The sequence below is a fragment of the Tenacibaculum sp. TC6 genome (assembly GCF_050606265.1).
Taxonomy (GTDB): Bacteria; Bacteroidota; Bacteroidia; order Flavobacteriales; family Flavobacteriaceae; genus Polaribacter.
On record NZ_JBOCUK010000002.1, the window covers coordinates 84,552 to 110,157 of the forward strand.

Annotated in this window: 9 protein-coding genes; all 9 read left to right on the top strand. The window is 30.9% G+C overall.

Going from position 1 to position 25,606, the window contains the following annotated elements; genetic code table 11:
• Nucleotides 1-134 precede the first annotated feature (134 nt).
• Nucleotides 135-1,334, top strand: a complete 1,200-nt coding sequence (locus ACQY1Q_RS01970; protein WP_431003602.1) for a DUF5018 domain-containing protein — start codon at nucleotides 135-137, stop codon at nucleotides 1,332-1,334.
• Between the two features lie 791 nt (nucleotides 1,335-2,125).
• Nucleotides 2,126-2,254, top strand: a complete 129-nt coding sequence (locus ACQY1Q_RS01975) for a hypothetical protein (protein WP_431003603.1) — start codon at nucleotides 2,126-2,128, stop codon at nucleotides 2,252-2,254.
• Between the two features lie 287 nt (nucleotides 2,255-2,541).
• Entirely contained in the window at nucleotides 2,542-7,236 is a 4,695-nt protein-coding gene (locus ACQY1Q_RS01980; RefSeq protein WP_431003604.1) for a hypothetical protein, read from the top strand.
• 4 nt (nucleotides 7,237-7,240) lie between these two features.
• The gene (locus ACQY1Q_RS01985) at nucleotides 7,241-9,319 is read left to right on the top strand and encodes a fibronectin type III domain-containing protein (protein ID WP_431003605.1); all 2,079 of its coding nucleotides are present in this window, start codon (nucleotides 7,241-7,243) and stop codon (nucleotides 9,317-9,319) included.
• A gap of 3 nt (nucleotides 9,320-9,322) precedes the next feature.
• Complete coding sequence (locus ACQY1Q_RS01990) at nucleotides 9,323-9,685, top strand: hypothetical protein (protein WP_431003606.1); 363 nt, start codon at nucleotides 9,323-9,325, stop codon at nucleotides 9,683-9,685.
• A gap of 18 nt (nucleotides 9,686-9,703) precedes the next feature.
• Nucleotides 9,704-11,533, top strand: coding sequence for a hypothetical protein (locus ACQY1Q_RS01995; RefSeq protein WP_431003607.1), 1,830 nt, complete (start codon nucleotides 9,704-9,706; stop codon nucleotides 11,531-11,533).
• Nucleotides 11,534-11,564: 31 nt separating this feature from the next.
• Nucleotides 11,565-17,957 (top strand): hypothetical protein, encoded by a 6,393-nt coding sequence (locus ACQY1Q_RS02000; protein ID WP_431003608.1) that lies wholly within the window; start codon nucleotides 11,565-11,567, stop codon nucleotides 17,955-17,957.
• Nucleotides 17,957-19,312: a PKD domain-containing protein gene (locus ACQY1Q_RS02005; RefSeq protein WP_431003609.1), complete on the top strand. Its 1,356-nt coding sequence runs from the start codon at nucleotides 17,957-17,959 to the stop codon at nucleotides 19,310-19,312. Before ACQY1Q_RS02000 ends, ACQY1Q_RS02005 begins: the two co-directional genes overlap by 1 nt.
• Before the next feature lie 10 nt (nucleotides 19,313-19,322).
• Nucleotides 19,323-25,604, top strand: a complete 6,282-nt coding sequence (locus ACQY1Q_RS02010; protein WP_431003610.1) for a hypothetical protein — start codon at nucleotides 19,323-19,325, stop codon at nucleotides 25,602-25,604.
• The last annotated feature ends 2 nt before the right edge of the window (nucleotides 25,605-25,606 follow it).

Genomic DNA, 25,606 nt, shown 5'->3' on the forward strand with positions numbered 1-25,606 from the left:
ATAATTAATCATTGATAGTAATTTTTTTGTGGAGAAGTATCTGATACTTAAAATCAATAAATTTTAATTACATTTGGCAAAATAACAATAACATTTGTTAGCTAAAATGTTGTGCATAATTAAAACTAAATAAGATGAAAAGGAATACGTTTTTAATTTTAATTCTAAGTATTATATTTGTAAATTGCTCAAAAGACGATGATTTACCAATTTTAAGTTCTGAAAACAAGATACTTTCATTTAAAATAGATGTTCATGATGTTACTTATAATGGAGTCATAAATGATGTTTCAAAAGAAATTAGAATTCAGACATTAGGTTTAGAAGCATTAACATCAATCATACCCACCATTGAAATATCAGAGAAAGCTACAATATCACCTTTAGGATCGATAGCTCAAAATTTTAATGAAGCTGTGAATTATATAGTTACGGCTGAAAATGGACAAAAATCAAATTACACAGTTGTAACGAGTAATACACCGTTTTCCAGCGAGAAAAAGATATTAAATTTTGAACTAAATATTGATAATGAAAGTTTCATAGGAAATATTAATCATGAAAGTTTGACTATAGACGTAGAAACCCATAAGGATGTTTCGAATGTTTCTCCAATTATTAAAATATCAGAAAAAGCAGTAATTTCTCCTAATTCAAATGATTATCAGGATTTTAATGAGCCTGTTGAGTATCTAGTAACAGCTCAGGATGGGACAAGTAATGTTTATACTGTTAATATTTTGAAAAGAAAAATTAGTACGGCGATTCAGAAATGCTACGTTAGAGCGTTTTTATTTGGTAGAGTGACTTATTTAGATTTACAGAGTCAAAATTATCAACTTTATATTGAGAATGATTTAAATAGCTATATTTTAGATGTTTTCGATATTGAAACTTGGGATGATAATGGAGTTCCTACGACTAATTTTTATTTCCATATAAATGAAAATGTCCAAACAGCAGTTAATTATAAATTAAGATTTAAAGTCAATGGACAAATAAAGGCTGAAACATCTTATGATATTGACGTGTTAAAAGAAAATGCACCAAAAATAAACTCTGCAAATCAACAAGCTTATAATTACAATGATACTTTGATTTTAACAGGAGAAAATTTAGTTGCAGGAGTAAGGATTCCTGCAAACGGTAATGTTTATCAATTTTTAGATAATTATGTGTCAATAAATTCGGATCAAACAATGTTAACTCTCCCATTGACTTATGATTATTCAATGTTTCCTTCTTGGGTGGGACAGAATTCTCCAAGACCTACAAGGGTTAGTATATATTATGAAGGGAGAGTTGGAGATTCGATAGTCCTAGATTTCAATTAATAAGCAATTATTCATTACAGAAGGTATTAATCTATGTAGTATAATTGTTTTTTGTTAAATCATTGATGGTTAAACTTTTATTGGCTTATAGAAAAGGAAAATATATTAAGAAGTCGTGTGTCAAACGCTATAATATATGTTCAGAAAATTTGCTTTTAGGGTTAGATTTTCGTTTATATATTAAGTAGGACTTATTACTTATTGGTTTCAAAAATCTATATATGTTGAATACCGCCCTTTATTTTCAGTGATTTTTTTGGTAAAAAAGGATAAAAGGTAGAAGCTCAAGGAGATTACAAGAGTTTCCTGAACCACATAAACATTACTGAATTTGTCATTTATGGGGTATAGGTTATGGTTGTTGGAGTACAGGTAGTATTCTGATTAAATGGTAAATGAATATCTAGAACATTGTAGAAAGCCAGGTAATGATGGTTTAAGCTTCATATTAGAATGATTTTCGAACGATAGTGGTTTATTTCTGTTTAAAAAACACCGTCTTTGAGGGGAGGGTTAAAGGTTTTGACAATATTTAGCTTTGCTTATCTAAAACTTTTTAAAGATGAGTAAATATAGAAGTTAATAGATGTGCTATAAATGTGTAGATTACATGGAATTCAGGCCAAAGTTTCGGTTTCTAATTTTAGAAGGTATGGTGAAATTGTTAGTCGAGCATGATTTGCAAAAAAAAATGCAGTTGGAAAGATGTATTGGGTTCTGAGATCAATATCTAAAAGGATCATGTTCATTTTGTCTGCTCAATTCCGCCAAAACTTTCAGTTTCGGATTTTATGGGGACGTTAAAAGGGGAAATAACGATTAAGATGTTTAAGATGGGTTCAAAACTCAAAAGAACAGCCCTATTGAAGCAATCACTTTTGGTCAAGAGGATGCTTTATCAGCGCAGTTGGTTTGGATGAAGAGATGATAAAAAGGTATGTGAAATATCAGGTATATCACGGTTAGCCTTTAGCGTGTAGCCCATTTGGGGTTAATCTGAAAATCAAAGCCTCCGTTAAAAACGGAGGTTATTTACGATTAATAACATCGTTTTTAAGGCAAAAGGAGTTAATGATTAGATTACCTGTATTTGTAAATAATGCCGAATAAACTTTTAACTTTCTTTTAACAGTTTGAAAATTAGTAGTAAGTTTGCAGCTTTGCTATAATAATGTGCCTCATATTAAAATAATCAAAGTGTTAGCCTATGAAAAAAATTACTCTACTGATTTTTTTGTTATTTATTAAAGTTACCTACACGTTTATATTTGCTACAGATATTGCTCCTACAATAGCTAAAAATATAGAAAAAACAATTTTATTCGATCGATTAATTAGCGCTGATTTTAACGAAGAATATATCAAAAATAACTATGAGCAAAATCCTAAGGTTGATAGTTTAATAGCAAAAGCATCTGCTATTTTCGAAAAATTGGAAGAAAAGGGAAGTTATGTAGATGTTTTAGGAGCCGATGACATGATAAGTTTGCCTATTGGGGTAAAAAAGAAAGTTGGAGGGTTAACAACAGTGTTGGGGGTTAGCAAGGCTAAGTTTTATCCCAATTATACGGAAGTAACAGCCTTTATTAAGTTAATATTACCACAGTCAAGATCAGACGGAAGTCAAATCGTGTTGTTTTTTGGAGCTGACAATTTAAAGATTTCACATAAAGGTGGAGTTGTAGGTGACACTAACATTTCTTTATTAGGAGACATTCCAATTCCAATAAATGGTAATAAAGCATTATTAGAACTTAAAGGAGGTTTTGATATGAAAACCGGAGCTGTTGATCACAAAACATATGTAACAATAGATTGTTCCGGTATAAAAGAGATAGGAATTGCAGCAAATGTATTGTTTTCAAGAGACTTGCTAGAACCTGTTGATGCAAATTTAAAAAAGATTGAAGATCCCAAAGCTAGAGTTCAAGGAAGTTTTCAAGTTGTAGTTAGTGATTGGAATGATATAATTGCAGAAGTAAGTTTAACACCATTCCAAATTACAGATAAAAAGAAAACGAATGGTAGAGGTAAAGCAGGTTTAATTTTTGAGGTTAGTAAAGCCGTTTTTGATTTTAGTGATATTCGAAATTCACAAGATGTAAAGTTTTCTAATAGTTATAGAAGTAAATATTTAATTGAAGGGAATGAAGAACTATGGAGAGGAGTTTTTATTCAATCCTTAAAAGTTAGTTTACCTAAAGAATTTAAAGAAAATAAGAGTGATAAAAGGATAACGCTTAATGCTGTAAACTTATTATTAGATAATGAAGGAATAACCGGTGATTTTTCTGCAGAGAATGTACTGTCTATTGATAAAGGAAGTGCCTCTGGATGGCAGTTTTCAGTACAAAATTTATATGCTAATCTTGAAGCAAATAAATTAACAGGAGCTGGTTTTGGCGGTAGTATTGTATTACCGATTTCAAAGAAACTTAATGGAGAAGAAGCTGCAAAATTAACAGAAGAAGAGTTAGCTAAGAAAGCTATTAAATATGAAGCTATAATTGATGTAGAAAAAGATGAGTATAATTTAAGTTTAGCACCTTTAAAAAAGCTAGAATTTAATGTATTTAAAGCAAAAGCTGAGCTCTTAGAAAATTCAAAAATAGAGTTAAAAATTGCAGAAGGAAGTTTTAGACCCAAAGCTATTTTACACGGGAGTTTAAATATTAATGCCAGTAAAGCAGAACTAAAAAATGGCGAAAAAGGAGTTGTAGATTTTAAGGGAGTTACATTTGAAAAATTGCAGCTACAAACAGAATCGCCTTATTTTAAGGTAGATTATATGGGGTATAAAGGCGAAGTTAAATTTGCAAAATTCCCGGTGACGATTTCAGAAATAGGAGTAACGGCTAATGACCAAAAAGCGTCTTTAACATTTGCATTAGATGTAAATCTAATGGGAAAAGGTTTTTCCGGAGGAACAAAATTAGAGATAGTTGGAAAATTTAGTGAAGAAGAAAACATGCACCGATGGAAATTCGATAAAATAAATATTGGAAGAATACAGGTAGCAGCAGATTTAGGAAAGGTTAAGTTTAAAGGATTAGTAGATATTAAAGATAACGACCCTGTTTATGGAAATGGTTTTTATGGTGAGTTAGAAGCTGACTTTAATAAAATAAACGTAAAAGCAACCGCATGGTTTGGAAAAACAGAAGTTAGGTATTGGTATGTTGATGCTTACGCTGATTTGTCAGGTTTAACAACCAAACCGAAAATAGGACCTGTTGAAATTAATGGTTTTGGAGGTGGAGCTTACTATCACATGACTAAAAAAACAAATCCACCTCAATTAGTTTATGAAGGTACACCGGTAAAAACACCCGGACCACCATCAGGAATGGACTATGCGCCGGATAAAAACTCCGGACTAGGATTTAGAGCTATGTTAGGGTTTGCATTAGGTAATGAAAAAGCATTTAATGGAAAGGTAGGTTTTGAAATGGCTTTTAATACCCATGGAGGTCTTAATAGAATCTTATTCTTTGGAGAAGCCCATATTATGAAAACCATAGATTTTAAGTTTGGCGATAAGTTTAAACAAAAATTGACTGCTATGCAGGAGAAAATCAATGGTTTTGGAGAGAATAATACCGTTATTCAAAAACTTAAAGAAACAAAACTTACAGAGTATAGTAAAGTAGCATTTCCACAAGACGGGTTAACTTTTGATGCCGGAATAGATGCACATTTTTCAATGGAAATGGATTTTAAAAATAATTCTTTTCATAGCGAAATGGAAGTATATGTAAATACACCGGGGAATTTTTTCAGTGGAGTAGGTCCTAGAGGAAGAGCCGGTTGGGCAGTTTTTCATACAGGCCCGGATGGTTGGTATATACATATGGGAACTCCTAAAGATAGAATAGGGCTAAGAGTAGGTATAGGTTCGTTTAGTATTAAAGCAACAACTTACCTAATGATAGGTGATAAAATCCCAGGAAGCCCACCACCTCCGCAAGCAGTAGCGGATATTTTAGGAGTAGATTTAGGTAAACTTGATTACATGCGTGATTTAAACGCTTTGGGTGATGGAAGAGGGTTTGCTATAGGAATGGATTTAAGTGTAGACACAGGAGATATGACTTTCCTAATTTTCTATGCCAGATTCAGAGCAGGTTTAGGTTTTGATATAATGATTAAAGATTATGGTGAAACAGCATGCAAAGGAAGTGGTCAGATAGGTGTTGACGGATGGTATGCCAACGGACAAGCTTACGCATACTTAGAAGGAGAGTTAGGGATTAAAATTAAATTATGGTTTATTAAGAAAAAAATACCAATAATTAAAGCTGGGGCAGCCGTGTTATTGCAAGCTAAATTACCTAACCCATCTTGGTTTAGAGGGTATGTTGGCGGTCATTATAGCTTATTAGGAGGATTGGTAAGTGGTAGATTTAGATTTAAAATAGAGTTGGGAGATGAATGTGAAATTATAGGAGGAGCACCGTTAGGAGGTCTTAAAATTATATCCGGAGTATCGCCTGATAATGAATCTTCAGAGGTAGATGTATTTACTACTCCACAAGCTGCTTTTAACATGAAAATTAATAAAGCATTTGAGTTAGAAGATGATCAAGGAGTAAAAACCTATAGAATTTTGTTAGATGAGTTTACAGTAACTAAGGATGGAACTGCTATTCAAGGTGAGTTAGATTGGAGTGCATCTAATGATGTAACTAATTTTGTTTCTTTTGATGTATTACCACCAAAATCAACAATAAAAGTAAAAGTAGCTGTGAGTTTCCAAGAATTAAGAAATGGTACTTGGGTAACAATCATGAGTAATGGTACAAAAGCACAAGAAATAGAAGAACGAAGTTTTACAACAGGAGAAGCACCAGATTATATTCCTGTTAAAAATATAGTGTATTCATATCCGGTAATTGATCAAAAATTCTTTTATCAAAAAGAAAGAACATCGGGGTATGTAAAGCTAAAAAGAGGGCAACCTTATTTATTTACTCCAGAGACAAATTGGAAACAAGCTGTTCGTTATGCAAACACAGAAGGACATTTAGCATCAAGTACGGTTAGCTATAATAAAGGAGAAAGACAAGTGAATTTTAACTTTGCTAAGCTCATAAATAAAAAGGAATATACATTATACCTAATTAGTACTCCGGAAAATCAAGAAGAAAAAGAAAATACTATTTCATATACAACGCAAGAAACCGGACAAGAAGGTAATACTGTTAAAATAAGAAATAAAGATGTACAACAAGTAATTAGTAATGATGCAGAAACAGAATTATTAAAGTACTCATTTAACACAAGCCAATACAATTTGTTTGCTGATAAAATCAATGCAAAAGATGTTACTCAACATTATTTAGAACCTATTTATTCTGATGTACATGCTATTCAAACAGATGTTAAAAGCTCAGAAAGATTTGATGCTATTGAATTGGAAGGAAGTGAATATTCAGATTATAAAGCATTGGTAACCGTAGAGGCAGTGTTGGATGATTCATATTATGAGAATAAAATTTATAATTTAATATATAAAGGATACCCGTTAGAAGCTGATTTTACTTTTAATAGAAATATAAATGAGTTAGGGATGCCTCCTAAAAAAGGAGTTGATATTTTAACATGGTATGTGCCTTATTTAAAGCAAAACCCGAATTTTTCCTTATTAGATAAGAGAATACCTTACAGGTATCACTTACCATATCATTATAAAATGGACTTTATAGATTTACAATATAAAGTAGTTAATAAATACTTGAATTATCCGGATCAATATGCAAATCAAATTCAGAAATATAATTACATAATAAATGGAATTTTTCCGGCTTTAAGCTCAGGGAAATATAAAGTACAAATGCAATATGTTTTACCAGGGAATATTTTAGGAAGTAAAGCAATATTTAAATATAAAAATCCATTTTAGTTAGATGAAAAAGATAGTCTTTTTATTAGTTTATGTATGCTTAGTTTCTATAACTATGGCGCAAAATACTTCAGAAAAAGCAGAAATTAAAGTGTTGAGCAGGCCGCACCCTAGTAATAAAATAATGTTAAGATGGGCTCCTAATACTCCAATGTCATTTCGAAAATTAAATACATTTGGATACCAACTTAAAAGATTTACAATAAGTATTAGCGGGCAAACATTGTCAAAACCTATTGAAAAGGATTTAGGTCTTTTTAAACCTGCTGAACCAGAAGAGTGGATGAAAATTATTGAAAAAAATAACAATGCAGCAGTCATGGCTCAAGCTATTTTTGGAGAGAGTTTTAATGTGGAGGGGCAAGGAACTTTGGAAGGAATTATTAATATGTCTCAGGAGCAGGAACAACGATTTACATGGGCTTTATATGTTGCAGATCAAGATTTTGAAGTAGCTAAATTAGCCGGGTTAGGTTTTGAAGATATAGAAGTTAAATCGACTGAAAAGTATGTTTATAAAGTATATCCGCTTGTGCCTAAGAATGAAATGCTTATTAAAGACGGAGGTGTGTTTGTTGGGTTACAAGATTATCAAGAATTGCCTAAACCTTTAGATTTAGCAGCAATTTTTGATGATGGAAAGGTAATGTTAAATTGGAATTATGCAATACACATTAATGAATATAACAGTTACTTTGTTGAACGTTCTAAAGATGGTGTTTCTTTTGAAAAACTTAATAAATTACCTTATACCACATTAAATAGTGGAGGCAGAGTAGACACTAAAAGGATTTATTATACCGATTCTATTATTAATAACAAAACTTATTATTACAGAGTAAAGGGAAGAACTCCTTTTGGTGAATTAAGTCCTCCTTCTGAAATTATTTCAGGAAAAGGATTAAAAGTTTTGCCTTATGTTCCTAAAATTTCTTCCAAAGAAATTATAAACGATAATAAGAGTGTGATTTTAGAATGGGAATTTATGAATGAAGGTAATGAGTTTATTTCCGGTTTTAAATTAAACCAAAGTGATAAGGTTGATGGAGTGTATAAAACAGTAATTAATACTATAAAACCAACTCAAAGAAAAATTCAATTTGATGAATTAACCCCAACAAATTATTTTACAATTACTGCTATTGGAAAAAATGGAAGTAATAGAGAGTCGTATCCGGTATTAGTTCAACCTGTAGATTCAATACCACCTCAAAAACCAATTAACTTAGAAGGTAAAGTGGATAGTTTAGGTGTGGTAACTTTAAAATGGAAAGCAAATGCTGAACCAGATATGTTAGGATACAGAGTTTTTAGAGGGAATAACAAAAATGAAGAATTTTCACAACTCACGGTAAGTCCACATTTAGCTACTATTTTTTATGACAGTATATCTGTTAAAAGTTTGAATGATAAAGTGTATTATAAAATTGTAGCAGTAGATCAGCGGTTCAATATGTCTGAATTTTCAGATGTGCTAACATTAAAAAAACCTGATTTTATCCCTCCAACATCACCGGTAATAACTTCATATCAAGCAAAAGAAGGCAAAGTATACTTAAAATGGGCTAATAGTCAGAGTACAGATGTAGAAAAGCATGAGGTTTATAGAAGAGTTAGAGACAGCATTCAATGGAATTTAATAACTTCTTTACCAAAAGATTCTTTAAAAATATCTTACACAGACTGGATTGATGAAAATATAGACGGAGGAACTGATTATCAATATTTAATAAAAGCTATTGATGATAGTGGCTTGCAATCTACAAATGAAGACTACTTGACGGTTGAAATTCCAAAGAATATATTGGAAACCGGAATAAAAAATGCAGGAACTTATATTGACAAAACTAATGCTTTCATTGAGTTGTTTTGGAAAATAATTGATAAAGAAAGTATAGCAGAGATTATGGTTTATAAGGGAGTTAAAGAGAAAAAAACTACTCTTTTAAGAAATGTACCTCCGGTTATAACTAGAATAGTTGATGAAGATGTGCATCCTAATAATGTATACATATACATCTTAAGACCAGTTTTTAAAGATGGAAGTTTTGGGCAAATCAAAAGGTTGGAAGTTAAGTATTAACGTATGATAAAAAGAATACTTTTCTGTATAAGTTTGTTGTTTTTTATTAATGGGTTTTGCCAGTCGGAATTGTATGTTTTGCATTCGGAAGTTGATAGTTATTCTGATTCTTATAGGCAGTATTGGTATAGTTTATCTTATCGTCAAGTAAAACATAATGCTTCTGTAGATAATGTTAATATTAAGCTAGATTATTTTGACTTTTTTAATGATGATCCAAGTTGTGATTGTGGAGGTCCATGTGGGCAGTATGCAGATAAGTGTTCAGGTACAGAATATCATGATGTGTCAGGTTTAGTATGGGAATATTACAGTAATACCGGTTGGAAGGAAATTCCTAATTTAAAGAATAAAGATAAGAGATAATTACAGATGTAAAGCAAAATGAAAAAGTTATTTAGTTTATTGTTTTTTTACTCAATAATAGCGTACTCACAGCAATATAATTATAATGTTAAAATAACAAACTATAATTATCAAATGTATGCTAAGAGTGGTTTGTGTGGTGATGCCAAACACGTTAGATTATCAGTAACAGATGTTAATAATTATACCTATGATTTATTTTTTACAGGAAATCCTTATGATTTAGTTAAATCTCAATTAGTTGATAGGTATTTTGTTAATGAAATTAAGAGTATTAAATTCTCTTCGTATATACATGAGCAAGATGCTGTTGGGTTATGTAATGGATATACAGCTAGTGTTAGTGAAACTAGAAATGTAGTATATGATTCTAATAATTTTTCTTCTGGAACTATAACAGGTACAGACAATGGTGGAGGACAGGCTATTATCAATTTTTCTTTTGATTATGAGATAACAAAGGTAAAGAAGAATTATAGTTATAAATTGGAATACGATATAGATTTATCAAATAAATCTAATATAGAATATATTCCGTTTGATAATTACAGTGGAAATTATAAGGTTACTCTTGATGCTAATCTTGAAAAAAAAATAGTTTATAATGAAAGCGTAATAACATCATACAATTCAGATCTTATCCAAATTAGAAATATTAAGTACGATAGTATTGTTAGATTTATAAACCCTATAGATTTAGTTGTAGCCCGAACTAATATTAGTTTTCGAACCAGTTCTATGTTGGCATGTGTGGATTCTAACGTGGATTCTAATGGAATAACTACTTTAGATTCAACAGAGAATACTAATGTAGATAATGAAAAAGGATGTTTAGCATATAATTATATCTTTCCACCTTGCGGATCTATAACAGTTAATCATTTTAATTTATATAGAATTTACGAAGATCCAAAACTTATTTCTGGTAATGTCAATGAAGGATTTTCTAATCTCGAGTTAAAAAACTGTGAACCATTAAAGTTTTATGTCAATGATTGTAATCAAACATCAAGTTATGCTGTTGAGTATTCTGTTGGCACAGGAAACTTTAAACCTTATTTAGCATATGGAAGAAGAGGTAGTTTTTTTGAACTTGATGCTAAAAATATAGAAGGTGCAGGTATAGGTAGCAATGTAAATATTAGGGTTAAATATTATGATAAAGATTGTGAGCAATATGCTTATTTATGTAGTAAAATTTTAACATTTAAAGTGGTTCCCTGCTCACCCCAAATTGTAATGCATCCATCTAATGGAAAGACTAGCTGCTCCTATAAAAAAGATGGAAATTTTTCATTTACAGTAAATAGAAAACTTGAAGAAAACGAAAAGTTAATAGTTACTTTATATTATGAGTTTAGCCCTGGAAATTTTAATGCTTATAAACAACAAGTTACAGATGTATTAGAAGAAGTTACAGATAATGGTGTGACAACTTATAAATTTACTTGGGATAATAACTTAGACTCTTTAGATGAAGGAAAGTATTATGTAAAATTTCAAACAATTAAAGGAGCTGGTACCATTAATCAAAATGATCCTAGTTGGGCTTCTGTAGAAGAAACAAATACTTTTCAAATAGAAATAGTATCTAATGTCTCTTTTGCGGCTAAACTTAAAAATAATGAATCATGTTTTCTGTCAGGAGATGGTAAAATCGAAATTTATGATGTTTCCGGAGAACAAGGACGGACTTTTGAATATATAATTTATGAACTCCAAGGAGGTACTACAATGGTTGTTAAAGATTGGACATCTTTTTCGAATAGCAGTGTAATTGTTGATAACTTAAAAAAAGCTACTTATAGAATTAAGGTAAAAGATAGTAAAGGTTGTTTAGCAAAGTAAATAAAATTCTATGAATAAAAAATTTATACTCATGATGAAAAGAGTAAATAAAGTAGGAATAGTGATTATGTTTTTATTAAACGTAATGACTATGTTGGCTCAAGAACCTGCAGATAAAATAGAAGAAGTCGTAATAGGAGGACCTTCTGTAGAATTAGAAGTTGAATTAGCAGCAGTTCAAGAAATAACTGCAAATGATGCTAAAAATGGAGTTATTGAAATAATAAAGGCAGTAGGCGGATGGGGTGCCGGATCTTATTCATATGAGTGGTACAAAAACTCAGTGTTAATGAATCCACAACCAGTAATAGACGTAAATAATAAAATAAATGGACTTGAACCAGGAGAATATCATGTAATTATTAAAAGTAAAACTTGTGAGGCAATTAGTGAAAAAATTACTTTTACCAATCCTCCCTCATTTGATGTTACCGCAACAGTATCTCAGAGTATAAATTGTTATGGAGGCACTGGAACAATAAAAGCTACAGTTAAAGGAGGTATAGCACGAAGTAATGGAGGTTATATTGTAGAATTGCGAAAAAGTGGAAATTCAACAATTTTGGAAACACAGACTGTTCCTTTTTCAACATTAGAAAAAATAGTGAATTTTACTGGAAGAGAGCATGGTACATATCAAATAACCGTTAAGGATAAGTATAATGAAGAAATTAAAACAGTTTCATTAATACAACCACCAGTATTGTCTACGCCAACTGCTACGGTAACAAACGTTTCTTGTAACGGAGGTAAAAATGGAACAGTAACAATCTCAATTACTGGAGGAACTTCTCCGTATGTTTTGACTCTTGAAGGAAGTGAAGTTTTGGATGAAACAACAGGGAAACCAGAGGAGTTTAACACATCGATTTCAGTTTCTGATTTAGAAGCAAAAACATATACTTATATAGTAAAGGATAAGAACGGTTGTCAAACTTCATTAGAAAATTTTACCATCACACAACCTCCAGCCTTAAATGTTTCAAAAATAACTGATGGAAATCCAACCTTTAATAATGCTAGCGACGGATTTATAAATATAGCAGTTTCAGGAGGTAGAGCAGGATATAGTTATCAATGGTACAAAGATGGAAGTACTACTCCTTTTGCTACTACTCTAAATGTATCAGGGTTAAAAGCAGGCATCTATAAAGTGAGAGTGACCGATGCCAATAGTTGTGTTCAAGAGTTTACCGATATGGTTCTTACAAATCCTGCTAAGCTGGAAATACAACTAACAAAAACCGATATTAAATGTTTTGGAGATAACACGGGAAGTATTGAGGCAATGGTTTCTGGCGGAGCTAGTAATACGTATAAATACGAATGGTTTAAAGTAGAAGGAGCTACCAATACAACTATTGGAACAAATAGTAATAGTATTACAGGTTTAAGTATTGGCACTTACAAAGTAAAAGTTACCGTGTTATTAAATAGTGTTGAGGTAGAAACCAATGAAAATACCATAACTTTAAACCAACCCATTGCTCCAATTAGTATACATAAATCTATCATGACGGTATCTTGTAAAGGAGGAAATGATGGTAGTATTAATTTAACAGTAGATGGAGGTACATTACCATATACTTATTCATGGTCAAATGGACAAAAGACACAGAATATAGCAGGACTTTTTACAGGTAGTTATACCGTTAAGGTTACAGATGCAAATAATTGTTTTATTGAAGAAACATATACTGTTAATGAACCTTCAAACGAATTAAATGTTACCTATAATAGTCATCAAAATCCATTAGCTTTCGGAGCTACGGATGGAAGCATTAATATTTCAGTATCAGGAGGAACCTTACCTTATACTTATCAGTGGTTTAATGATGGAGGAAATGTAATAGGAACTTCTCAAAATATAACTAATATAGGAGATGGAACTTATAGAGTATTAGTAACAGATGCTAAAGGATGTACTGATGAATTGTATCAAATAATAACAGAACCTGATGAGTTAATTGCTACAATCACTATACCAAATGATGGAGTATTGTTTTGTAATGGAGATACTGATGGAAAAATGAATGTATCTGTTGTTGGAGGAATAAAGCCTTACAGATATCATTGGTATGAAGTTGATGGAGGAGGAAATAAGGTATTTATAGCTGATGCAACTGCTATTATATTGAGTGGTATTGGTTCAGGAACTTATGGAGTTGAGGTTACAGATAGAGATGGAAGCGGAGTAAAAGCCAATGCTTTGAAAACAATGGTAAACCCAGGTAAAGTAGAAATTGACAAAGTAACTGTAAAAGAGGTAGATTGTTATGGAGAAAAAACAGGAAAAATAACCATAAATGTAATAGGAGGTACAGGTTCATACATATATAAATGGTATAAAGTTGGCGAGGTTGCAGAAATAGGAACAACTAACGTATTGGAAAACTTAAAGTCAGGTGACTATAAAGTTGTGGTAACAGACTCTAATAATTGTCCGAATCCTCCAATAGAAAAAATTATTAGTGTTACAGAACCATCCGAATTAATTTTAAGAAAAGATTCTCAAAAAAACTTAACAGGTTTTGAAACAGCAAATGGTGAAATTAATATTGAAGAAGTTTCAGGAGGAGTTTCTCCTTATACATATGAACTAAGGATTAAAGGAGCAACTTCAATAATTAGTTCATCTAATCTAACAACAGGGCTTTCTGCAGGTATTTATACCATGACAATTAAAGACGTAAATGGTTGTTCTATAAAAAAAGAATATACTCTTACTCAACCTGATAAATTAGTATTGAATTTAACGGTGGCTAATAAAATTGCCTGTTTTGGAGAAAAAGGTACAATAGGGTCACAGACAACAGGAGGTTTTTTATTAACAGGAACGACCTATGATTATAAATGGTATCATATAAATGATACAACTACAATTATAGGTACTTCACCAGAGATAACAGTTATTGCAGGTATCTATAAGTTAGTAGTAACAGATACTAATGGAAATACCGAGTCTAAAGAAATAGAACTTACACAAAACAATCCGATTAATATAGATTATGTATCAACAAATATTAGTTGTAATAACGGGGGGGATGGTAAAATAGATATAACGGTTACCGGAGGAACAGGAGTTTATACATTTAGTTGGAGCAATGGTATGCAAACACAAGATATAACCAATGTAGCTCAAGGAATTTATTCTGTAAAAGTTACAGATGAAAACGGATGTCAAAAAGAAGAAACAATAACCCTAACTGAACCATCAGTACTTACAATTACAAAAGATTCTTCTAAAGATTTAACAGGTTTTGAAATAGCAAATGGAGAAATTAATATAGAAAATGTTGTAGGAGGAACTGAACCTTATAGTTATGAATTAAAGTTAAAAGGAACAACTACAATTATAAGTACAAGTAATTTTATTACAGGACTTTCTGCAGGAACTTATATTATGACAATAGTAGATGCAAAAGGCTGTACCATAGATAAAGAATACGTTTTACAACAACCAGATAAATTAGAAGTAAGTTTAACAATAAATAAAAACATACCATGTAAGGGAGAAACTGGAGTATTAAATTCAGCTGTAATAGGAGGATATTTAATGAGTGAAGTAACATATTCGTATGAATGGTATAATATATCTGATCTTTCTACAATAATTAGTACAAACCCAACTATTACTACGGTTGCTGGAACATATAGATTGGTTGTAACAGATTCTAATGGTAACATAGCTTTTTCACAGGAAGAATTAAAAGAAAATGATTTAATTGAAATAGCCTTTACCAAGACAGATATAACCTGTTTTAATGGAAATGACGGAAGCATTGATATAACGGTAAAAGGAGGAACTGGTGTATATACATACGACTGGAATAATGGAGTAAAAACAGAAGATATTAATACCTTATCGGCAGGAATTTATTCTGTAAAAGTTACAGATGAAAATGGATGTCAACAACAAGAAACGATTACTATAAACCAACCCGATGAGTATAAAATACAATTACAAGAATTAACACGACCAACAGGATCGGGAGTTTCTGATGGAAAAATAGTTGTAACTGTGGTTGGAGGAGTAATGCCTTACGTTATAGAATGGAAAAATGAAAGCGGAAATATTATTAGTAATACAAATACTATAACGAACCTCCCTGCGGGTAATTATTACATAAAAGTAATTGACAGTAAAGGGTGTGAATTAAATGAAACATATAGTTTAAGTGAACCTGATCCACTTATTGCTAGTATAACACAAATTCAAGAGATACAATGTAATGGCGAAACCTCAGGAATACTAAAGGCTTTAGTAACAGGTGGTGTAGGAGGAAATACTTTTATTTGGTATAATGCCGATTTAGGAAATAGTGTAGGAACTACTGAAACAATATACAATTTACCGGCAGGGAATTATTATGTTAAAGTTACCGATTTTAATGGTATCGAAACGGTTAGTAATACATATACAATTACAGAACCTAATATAATTCAAGTTTCAGCTAACCATTCTGACTTAACTTGTTTTGAAAGTAATAATGGGACTATAATTATAGAGACAGTAGGTGGAACAGGTAATTATTTTTACCGACAAAGAATAAATGGCAATGCTTATAGCATATGGCAATCTTTTACAGGAAGTACCATTCTTGAAAACCTACAAGCAGGAGAATATGATTTACAAATAAAAGATAGTAATGATTGTTATTTTAAAGAAACTAACGGAGCAATCAAAACAATAAATTTAGTAGTAACACAACCTGAAATTTTAAATCTTGAAGGAAAAGTAAATAATACTACAGGTTTTGGTTTAACTAATGGAAGCATTGAAATTTCCGTTACTGGAGGAACTAAACCTTATGTTTACGAATGGAAAAATTCTTTAGGACAGATAATTAGTTCATCAAAAGACTTATTAACTATTGGAGCAGATACTTATATCGTTAAAGTAATTGATAGCAAAGGATGTTTTACAGAGAAAGAGTTTATAGTGAATCAACCGGATAAACTAGAAGCTACTATCAAACAACAAAACATAGTTTTATGTAATAATGATAATACAGCAAATATAAACTCAATAGTAACAGGAGGAATTCCCCCATACAAATATCAATGGTATAAAGAAGGAAATGGAAATATATTATCAACTGCTAACTCATTAAATAATATAGGAAAAGGAATTTATTATGTAATAGTAACAGATGCTAATGATAATACTGCTAAAAGTGCCAATTTAAATATTTCTGAACCAGAAATATTAGAAGTTACATTACAAACATCTGCAACGGGTTGCGGATTAAATAATGATTGGATTGTAATATCAAACGTAATTGGAGGAACCCCTCCGTATACCTATGCATGGAGTTCAGGGCAAAACACAAGTGAAATAACAAATGTCTCTTTAGGAAGTTATTTTGTACTGATAACTGATGCTAACGGTTGTCAAACATCAGGTAACATTACGCTTCAAAACACTACGCCATTAACTATTAAAGAAATAGTAAAAGATGAAATTTGTTATAAGAGCTGTACCGGAGAAATAGGATTAACTATCGAAGGAGGATTACCACCTTATCAAATACTATGGAATACGGGAGAAACAACTGATACAATTTCAGAGTTATGTTCTGGAGAATATACTGTTACAATTACTGATCAAAAAGGTTGTCAAGTTAAAAAAGCAATTTCTATTAAAGATGCTGAAGAATTTACTTTCGATTTAGTACCAGAAGAAGTAACCTTATGTTATGGAGAAACTATAGAATATGATGTAACAATGAATAATATAGCATCATATTCATGGGAATCTACCAACGGTTTTATCAGTGATAAAAGTGTTGTAGTATTATCTGAAGGAGGAATTTATACGTTAACAGTAACAACGGTAGATGGATGCGTAGTGTCTAAGAAAATACAAATTCATAAATCTGAAACTGTAATTGATGCACAATTAATAGTAACTTCTCAAGCCTTTGTAGGAGAAGATATCGTTATTATTAATGTGTCAAATCCGATAAGTGAAAAAGTTGAGTGGGAAATTCCTACGAATGTAACAATAGTACAAAAAACAAACGAAGGAATAGTACTTCGCTTTCCGGCGCCGGGAAATTATGATATTTCTTTAATTTCTTTCGAGGGTAATTGTAAAAAAATAGCAACTAAAAAAGTAAATGTTTTAAAAGCTAGAGATCTAACAGATGTAGGAGATAGTAAAAATCCATTTATAAAAGAATTTACCGTATTCTCAAACCCTAATAAAGGAAAATTCAAAGTAAATATTGAATTAGAAAAACAAGCAGAAATTTCATTACGTCTTTTCAATTTATCAGCCAATACAATTATTGAAGATAAAAAAATGGAAGGAGAAAAAGAATATGAAATAACCTATGATTTAGGAGCACCGGCTGGTATATATGTTCTGCTATTAGAAACACCAAAAGCTCGTAGAATTAGAAAAATAGTTATTGAATAATGAAAAAATATTTAGTTAGCTTAATAATAGCAATAATCTCTATTTATGCCTGTGTAAATGAAGTAGCCTTACCTGTTTATACAGATTTTGATACGGAAGTTGTCAATAATGATTTTACAGCTCCTGTTAAAGTAAAAATAATAAATAATACAGATGGAGCAGATACGTATAAATGGACGTTTGAAGGTGGAGTGCCGGAAACCTCTACAAGTAAAAATCCGGGAATCATAACCTATGCTAATGAAGGAGAGTATATTATTACTTTGGAAGCTTCTAATAGAGATGGAAGTATAGATATAAAAACAAAGACAATAGAAGTAAAACCTACAATAATAATTGATTTCGATGTAGAAATTTTACAGAATAATTTTTCTCCTGTAGAAGTTAAAATAACGAATAAAACTAAAGGAGCATTAGCTTATGACTGGTTCTTCCAGGGAGGTAATGTTGAAACATCCGCAGAGCAACATCCACAAAATATAGTTTTTACATCAACTGGAGAGCATACAATTAGACTAAAAGTAAGTAACGGACAAGAAAATTATACGTTAGAAAAAAAGATAGAGGTAAAACCTCGTTTAGAAGCTAAGTTTGATTATTCAGTGGCATTTGAAGATGATGATTATCAAATACCTGTAAAAGTTACTTTAACCAATAAAAGTGTGAGTGCAACAGCTTTCCAATGGTCTTTTGAAGGAGCCAATATAGTTAGTAGTTCAGAAGAAAATCTCGAAATAGATTTTATAACCCCGGGAGTACACATAATAAAACTAAAAGTAACCAATGGAAAAGAAGAAAAAGAAATTTCTAAAACTATTGAAGTATATAAAAACACCAACTTAAGAAGTTTTCAAAATATAAAATTAGGAATAAATACAGCTCATAAAGAAAATAAAATAGGAGCTTTCTTTTCTACAAAAACAAGAAAAGTATATAAGGATAATGAAATTACTGATGATGTAGGTCGTTTAATTGACCTTGTTTTTTTCGGATTAAATGAAAGTTTTTCCTATAATAAATTTGTCAGCCCAATTCAAGCATCTACCGTTGCCTTTTCTACTATTCCTAACGCACAAGTAACAAAGTTTATAAATAGTTTAGAAAAATGTAATTGTAGTATTCAATTGTCAGAAAATGAATTTGACACTATGACTAATGATAGTTTATTTTCAAATATGATGTTTACTGAAACTAATGAAGGATTAAAGGAATTTAATGATATTATTATCCCTAGAATTATCCCTTTTGAAACATCAGATAAAAGAAAAGGAGCCATAAAAATTAAACAATTTGTTAAGCAAGCAACAAGCTCCTATATACTTGTTGATATAAAAATTCAAAAAGAAGCTAATTAAGAAGAAGTATATGAAAACAATGTTAAGTACTAAAAATATGCTGAAAAAACTATTTTTCTTATTCACTATCTGGTTTCAAATATCTGTTTTTGCACAAACATACCCGGTACAAGTTACTCCACAAGTAATACCCCCTTATAGTGTAAAATTATCCGATTATATTACAACATCAAATGAAAAATTATATGTAAACATTTTACTTACTGATGTAAATGAGGTAGGACGCAGAATTAAGTTGAAAATGTATATAGAAGGGCAAGGGCTTTCTATAACAACCAATGATGTACTTATAGGAGAAACACCAATATATGTTGATGGAGGAGTTAATTTAAGGCTCACAAATCTAGATTTACGCCCTTACTTTCAAGTAAATAATTTAACAGGAATTACTTCACAACAATACAATACACCATTACCAAATGGAGGTTATGATTTTTGTTTTGAAGTATATGATTATTTTACCAATAGAAAATTATCATCAAAAAGTTGTACAACAATATATTTATTACAAAATGACCCACCAATCTTAAATTTACCGTTTAGAGATAATATTGTTGCCGCAACAAATCCTCAAAATATAGTATTTACATGGACGCCGAGACATACAAATGCAACAAATGTACAATACGAGTTTACATTAAAAGAATTGTGGGATATACAAAACCCGCAAGCAAATTTTTTAGCCTCAATTCCATTTTATCAGACCACGACACAAACCACAACACTATTGGTTGGACCAGATGCTCCCCAATTATTGTCTGGAAAAATGTATGGTTGGCAAGTAAGAGCTTTTGTTAGTGATGGTATAGAAGAAACTTCGGTATTTAAAAACGATGGAAAAAGTGAAATATTTTGGTTTAAATATTTAGAAAATTGTTTACCGCCATCTTTTGTCATTTCGCAGGCTTTAAACGCAGAATCAGTAAGAATTAATTGGCAAATATCTGATCATATAAAATATCAAATTCAATATAGAAAAAAAGGATTTGGAGATGAAGACTGGTTTAATCTGGAAAGTTACACTAATGAAGGAACCATTTATAGTTTAGAGCCCAATACAGTTTATGAATTTAGAGTAGGAGGAGAATGTACACCTTTATCCGGCTATGCTTATTCTAATATTCAGGAATTCACAACTCCTTCAAATGATGAAGCGGCATATTACAATTGTGGATTCACTCCGCAAATCGATATTAATAATACCGAGCCATTACCTACATTAAAGGCAAATGATACATTTACAGCCGGAGATTTCCCTGTAGTAGTAAGAGAAGTGACAGGAAGTAATGGAGTTTTTAGTGGTTGGGGATATATAACGTTACCTTTTTTAGAAAATATTAAAGAAATTATTGATGCTGTAAATATAGCTACTAATGATAGTAACGACGAGAATGGAAAGGGAGGAAATGTTAATATAGGTAAATATACCAGAATAAAAGTTGTTTTTAAGAGTGTCCATATTAATACAACGAAACAACTGACACAGGGAGTTGTAGAAACCGATTATGATCCTACATGGGGAGGTATTTTAGATGTAGATGAAGTTATTGATGATATTGCAGGAAATGATGGTGCTATATCTGTATACGATGCCACTAATGTTGATGGTTTAGAAGATGTAAAAGTAACAGATAACGGAGACATAATTTTAGTATTAAATGATGGAACAGAAATCCCCATAGAAACTGACAAGCCCGTAGTTATTAAAGGAACAGATAAGCAATGGACAGTTGATGAGGAAGGTAATGTATCTAGTGGAACGCCAGCAGAAGGGGGTACTCCTGATAATAATAATACAGAAGGAATTTCTGGATCAGGAAATGTTGAGGAAATTAGTAATAAAGATGTACAAGTAACTTTTACACCGTCAGGTTTTTATGGTTTTGATGTTTATCAGACGTCTATAAAATCAGAGAAGTATAAAAATGAATACGAATTTATCAAAACACATGATAATAAAGAATATTCTGTACGCTATAAATTAATTTCAGATAAGCCTGAGGCTGATGATGTGGTTAAAGTAAATGCGGTGTTTTCAAATGGAAAAACAAAAGACGACATTGTATTTAAAACTAAACAAGGGGCAAAAGTAGAAACAACATGGTTAGGTAATGAAGCAACCCTACAATTAAAACGTACGTTTAATTTTGCAAAAGATGAAATACTAGCCACAGTAAAACCCAAAGATTCTACCGATAAATATACTATTGCAGGTAAATTAAATACTTGGCATGTACAACAACGTGAAATCAATTTAACCTTGATTTCAGTTAACGGAGCATCCACTTCGGGAGTTAAAGAACGTATTAATGAAATATATAATAAGGCAGGAGTTCATTTTAAAATAGATACTGTTCACTATAGTACAGCTATAACATCATTAAATAATGGAGATAGTGATATACTGGCAAATTATACTCCTGAAGAGCGTGGTTTTATTAATGATTTTACCGCTAAAAATGGTTCTAAGAAAGACCAGTATTACCTATTTTTTATAGATAAGACCAATATAACTTTAGCTAGTGATGTGGAAGGGTTTATGCCTTTAAAGCGTCAGTTTGGCTTTGTATTTACCACACAAGACCCAGGACGTGTGGCAGCTCATGAATTAGGACATGGTATCTTCGGATTGAAACATCCGTTTGATCAATACAATGCTGAAAACGCTAAAAACGAAAACGAATATTTAATGAGTTACGGAACAGGAATTGCTTTTAGCCATATGGATTGGCAAAAACTTCACGCTCCGGGTATTCAATTATACTGGTTTCAAGATGATGAGGCTGGGGAGAGTACAATAGTTAAATTGATACCATCTGAATTTAAAAATTCAGATGGTACTTATACTTTTATGACTCTTAATGGTAGTTATATAACCTTGCCTAAAGGTATAAAAGAACTCACATTTAGTACAGGTTTAGATAACTTTGATAAGTTTATTGATTATCCAATTGGTGCGTTAATTAAGTTTAAGATAAACGATGTTACTTTTAGTGCAGAAGTTAATAGGAGTAGTAATTTTACTGATATAACAAAAGAAGATCTAACTTTTACATATAAAGGTTTTAAATCTTTAAGTGATGGTCATTTTTATGGAACAGCTAAAGAAGAAAAGGGTTATAATAAATTTGAAGATGGAAAAGTAATTGCACTAATTCCCCATTATACAACAAAGTATAAAGACCCTTATAATTTAAGTGGAACAATTGAGTCAGGTTATCAGTTGATTAAAATTTCTAGAGAGGATTTGAGTTTTGCTCCAAATACAGGAGAACAAGTTACGTTTAATTTGATAGATGACTATACCAGTATTTCTAAATTTTTCAGTAACTATAGAGCAAACCCAAAACCTTCAAAGTCGTATTCATACAAAGAGACTCCTTTTAATTCTCAATTTGAGTTACAAGCTGAATATGTGAATCCAATATTAAAAGATTTTAGTTGGACGAATAAGCATGCAATTTTAGCAAAGTATGCTGTTTTAAACAATGCACAACCTGAATTATTTAAATCGTTTTTTAAACAAAAGTATGGAGAAAAAAGCTATATAGATATTTTTAAAGAATTAGATATTGATAAGTTAAAAGAGATTTATATCGATTTAATTAATTCTTTCTCAAAAGAAAGGGATAGTTTAATTCAAGAGCTCCATAATTTATTAGCAACTGTTAAAGTAACTACACCATCTCTCGTAGCTGTTGAATCAGTTAGAATTAATGAAATTTTAAAACAGCTTACTACTGAACAGATTACGAACTATATAAACCCTAACCAAAGAGAGACAGCTATAGAACTATTACTATTTGCAAATGGAACTCATACAGATTATGGAGAAGATAATGGAGATATAACCTCAATAACAAATAAATTTGACGAACAAATACTAAAGCTCGTAAAGTTTGTTAAAGAAGGAGATGAAAAAAATACCTTAATTACTTTAACCCAAGATGATTATAAGTTGTTTTGGGAATCAATTAAAAAATTAGATGAAGATATTATTCCTGATTTTCTGAATTTATATACTGAATATGTAAATAAAAAAGAAAGTGATAGAATAAAACATAGAACAGATATTCTAACAAAATTATCAGACGTTAAAGAAGACGATTGGGGTAATAAAACAGAAAAAGTTTTTGCAAGTATTATTTCTAATTTAGAAAACCGTTCACAAGATCAAGCAGATTTAGTAAAATATTTTGAATCTAAACCAGAGGTCTTAAAAAATGCATTCAGCAAGCTTGATAATTTTGTAAAAGTAGAAGAATTAGCAAATTTTGTATTTACTATTTGTTCGTGGAAAGTAAAATTAGGAGATACTTCAGGTATTAATGAAGAAGCGTTTAAAGAGTATGCTGAAGTTAATTATTTAGCAGGCACAAGTTATGATGCTGTAAAGTATATAAAACCTATAAGTCAAGAACATAATTATATTCCTTATTTTAGAGAAAGTTGGATTAAAAGCGCACAGAGAGGAGATAATTATTACTTAGATACCAAGTTTACCGATAATAAAATTAATTTAGAGTTATATAGGTATGGACACGAAATTATAAATGATAGTTATTCTCCACTTGAATATGTATATATACATTTTAGAGAAGATAGTTCTTATAAAACTCATCAATTCAAAAAAGGAACAGGTTTAAAAGTACCCGCAATATTTATTCATTGGTTAGATGATAGTGTAGATGATGATCAGAATATGGCTGTAGCTAGAGTTGTAGGAAATATCTTAGCTATAGTTGCTGCCCCAAGTACTTTTGGTGCAAGCTTAGCACCATTTGTAGTAAATGTTGAAGTTGCTGCAAATCTTATCGATATTTATGTAACGGTAAATAGACAGGAGTTAATAGATACTGGTTTACAAGAAGAGTTAGCATATTGGGATGCCGCATTTGCCATTTATAGTTTAAAAGATTTGCCAGATGCTATTATAGGACTTGGAAGGGCTGGGAAAGGATTTATAAATACGATAGATAACATTGCAGGGGCAATTCAGCAAAATAGAACGATACTAAAATCCGAGAACTTAAATAATGCAGTTGATGCATTCCATGCGATTGAAAGTACGGCGAAAAAAGAGGAAGTTATTAAGGCATTAGACGAGATGCTTTATGTTTTAAAGTATAAAAATCCACAAAAATTAGACCCTGTTTCAAAATTAATTAACTATAGAACGTATTTTAAATTTAGAACAAAGTTAGTAACAGAGTTTAAAAAAGGAGCCCCCACTATTATTGATATTGAAGCTTCAGGGGTTGACTTTAAGCCATCATTAATATATACAAATGGAGGCTCAAAAGTAAACCTAGGAACTTTGGAGTTTAATTCAAGTAATGTATTAGTACTTTCAGACTCCAAGAGACTCTTACCATCTGGTATCACAAATACTGAAGAGCTAGCTACCATTAAAAACGTGTTAGTAGAAACTGCTGCGGGTTCTAAAGGAATTAAGAACATAAGTGTTGTTAAAAACCTTGATGATGGTGAAATATATCTTAGTTTAGTTGGAGGGCTTAGAGAAGACATTATAAAACTACAAGTAGATGAATTACTAGCGTTGAGAGATATTCATAATCCTAATAAACTTAATCACAATTGTTTTACCTGTGCTATTAAATATCAAAATGAATTTACAAAAGGTACGAATGAAGTTATTGAAGAAATAGCCAAAAAGTACCATGCAGGTGTTGCTCCAGAAGAGATTAATAAATTAATTTATGATGTATTCGGTTTTGATAATATAAAAATTCATAACGCTCTTGATTTTGATAACTTAACTATTAAATTAAGTGGTATTCACCAAGAAAGTGTCATACTTGTTGGAAAGTATGAAGAAGATTTTATAGAAGACTTTACATCACATCATGCTTTTAATGCAAGAAGGGTGGCAAATAGAGAGTGGGAAATCATAGATATTCAAAATGGAGCAAAATATGATAAAACTTATATAGATGATAAGTTTACTTCCATTGAAGTGTTCGAAGTTTTGTATAAAGACCATACATACATTTCTAGAAACAATTTAAAACGAGATTTACCTAAAGAGATACATGTATGGGTAGATAATATGCCCAAAGAGTTTCTTAATACTTTAGAAGGATTACCATATACGAAGTTACAGCAATTTGTAAGAGAGTTTGATAATAAAGTAGAAATATTATCAGAGTTTAATAAGGATCCACTTTTATTTAAGGTATGGGAAACCATGGAAAGAAGTCCAAATATACCCGTAAGTATTAGAACCAAGATAGCAAACCTGCAAGGTGCAAAACGTGTAATATGTAAATAAAT

What these genes read in the sequence shown, in the direction of transcription:
- ACQY1Q_RS01970 (WP_431003602.1), top strand. Translation starts at nt 135, where the DNA reads ATGAAAAGGAATACGTTTTTAATTTTAATTCTAAGTATTATATTTGTA.
- ACQY1Q_RS01975 (WP_431003603.1), top strand. Translation starts at nt 2,126, where the DNA reads ATGGGGACGTTAAAAGGGGAAATAACGATTAAGATGTTTAAGATGGGT.
- ACQY1Q_RS01980 (WP_431003604.1), top strand. Translation starts at nt 2,542, where the DNA reads ATGAAAAAAATTACTCTACTGATTTTTTTGTTATTTATTAAAGTTACC.
- ACQY1Q_RS01985 (WP_431003605.1), top strand. Translation starts at nt 7,241, where the DNA reads ATGAAAAAGATAGTCTTTTTATTAGTTTATGTATGCTTAGTTTCTATA.
- ACQY1Q_RS01990 (WP_431003606.1), top strand. Translation starts at nt 9,323, where the DNA reads ATGATAAAAAGAATACTTTTCTGTATAAGTTTGTTGTTTTTTATTAAT.
- ACQY1Q_RS01995 (WP_431003607.1), top strand. Translation starts at nt 9,704, where the DNA reads ATGAAAAAGTTATTTAGTTTATTGTTTTTTTACTCAATAATAGCGTAC.
- ACQY1Q_RS02000 (WP_431003608.1), top strand. Translation starts at nt 11,565, where the DNA reads ATGATGAAAAGAGTAAATAAAGTAGGAATAGTGATTATGTTTTTATTA.
- ACQY1Q_RS02005 (WP_431003609.1), top strand. Translation starts at nt 17,957, where the DNA reads ATGAAAAAATATTTAGTTAGCTTAATAATAGCAATAATCTCTATTTAT.
- ACQY1Q_RS02010 (WP_431003610.1), top strand. Translation starts at nt 19,323, where the DNA reads ATGAAAACAATGTTAAGTACTAAAAATATGCTGAAAAAACTATTTTTC.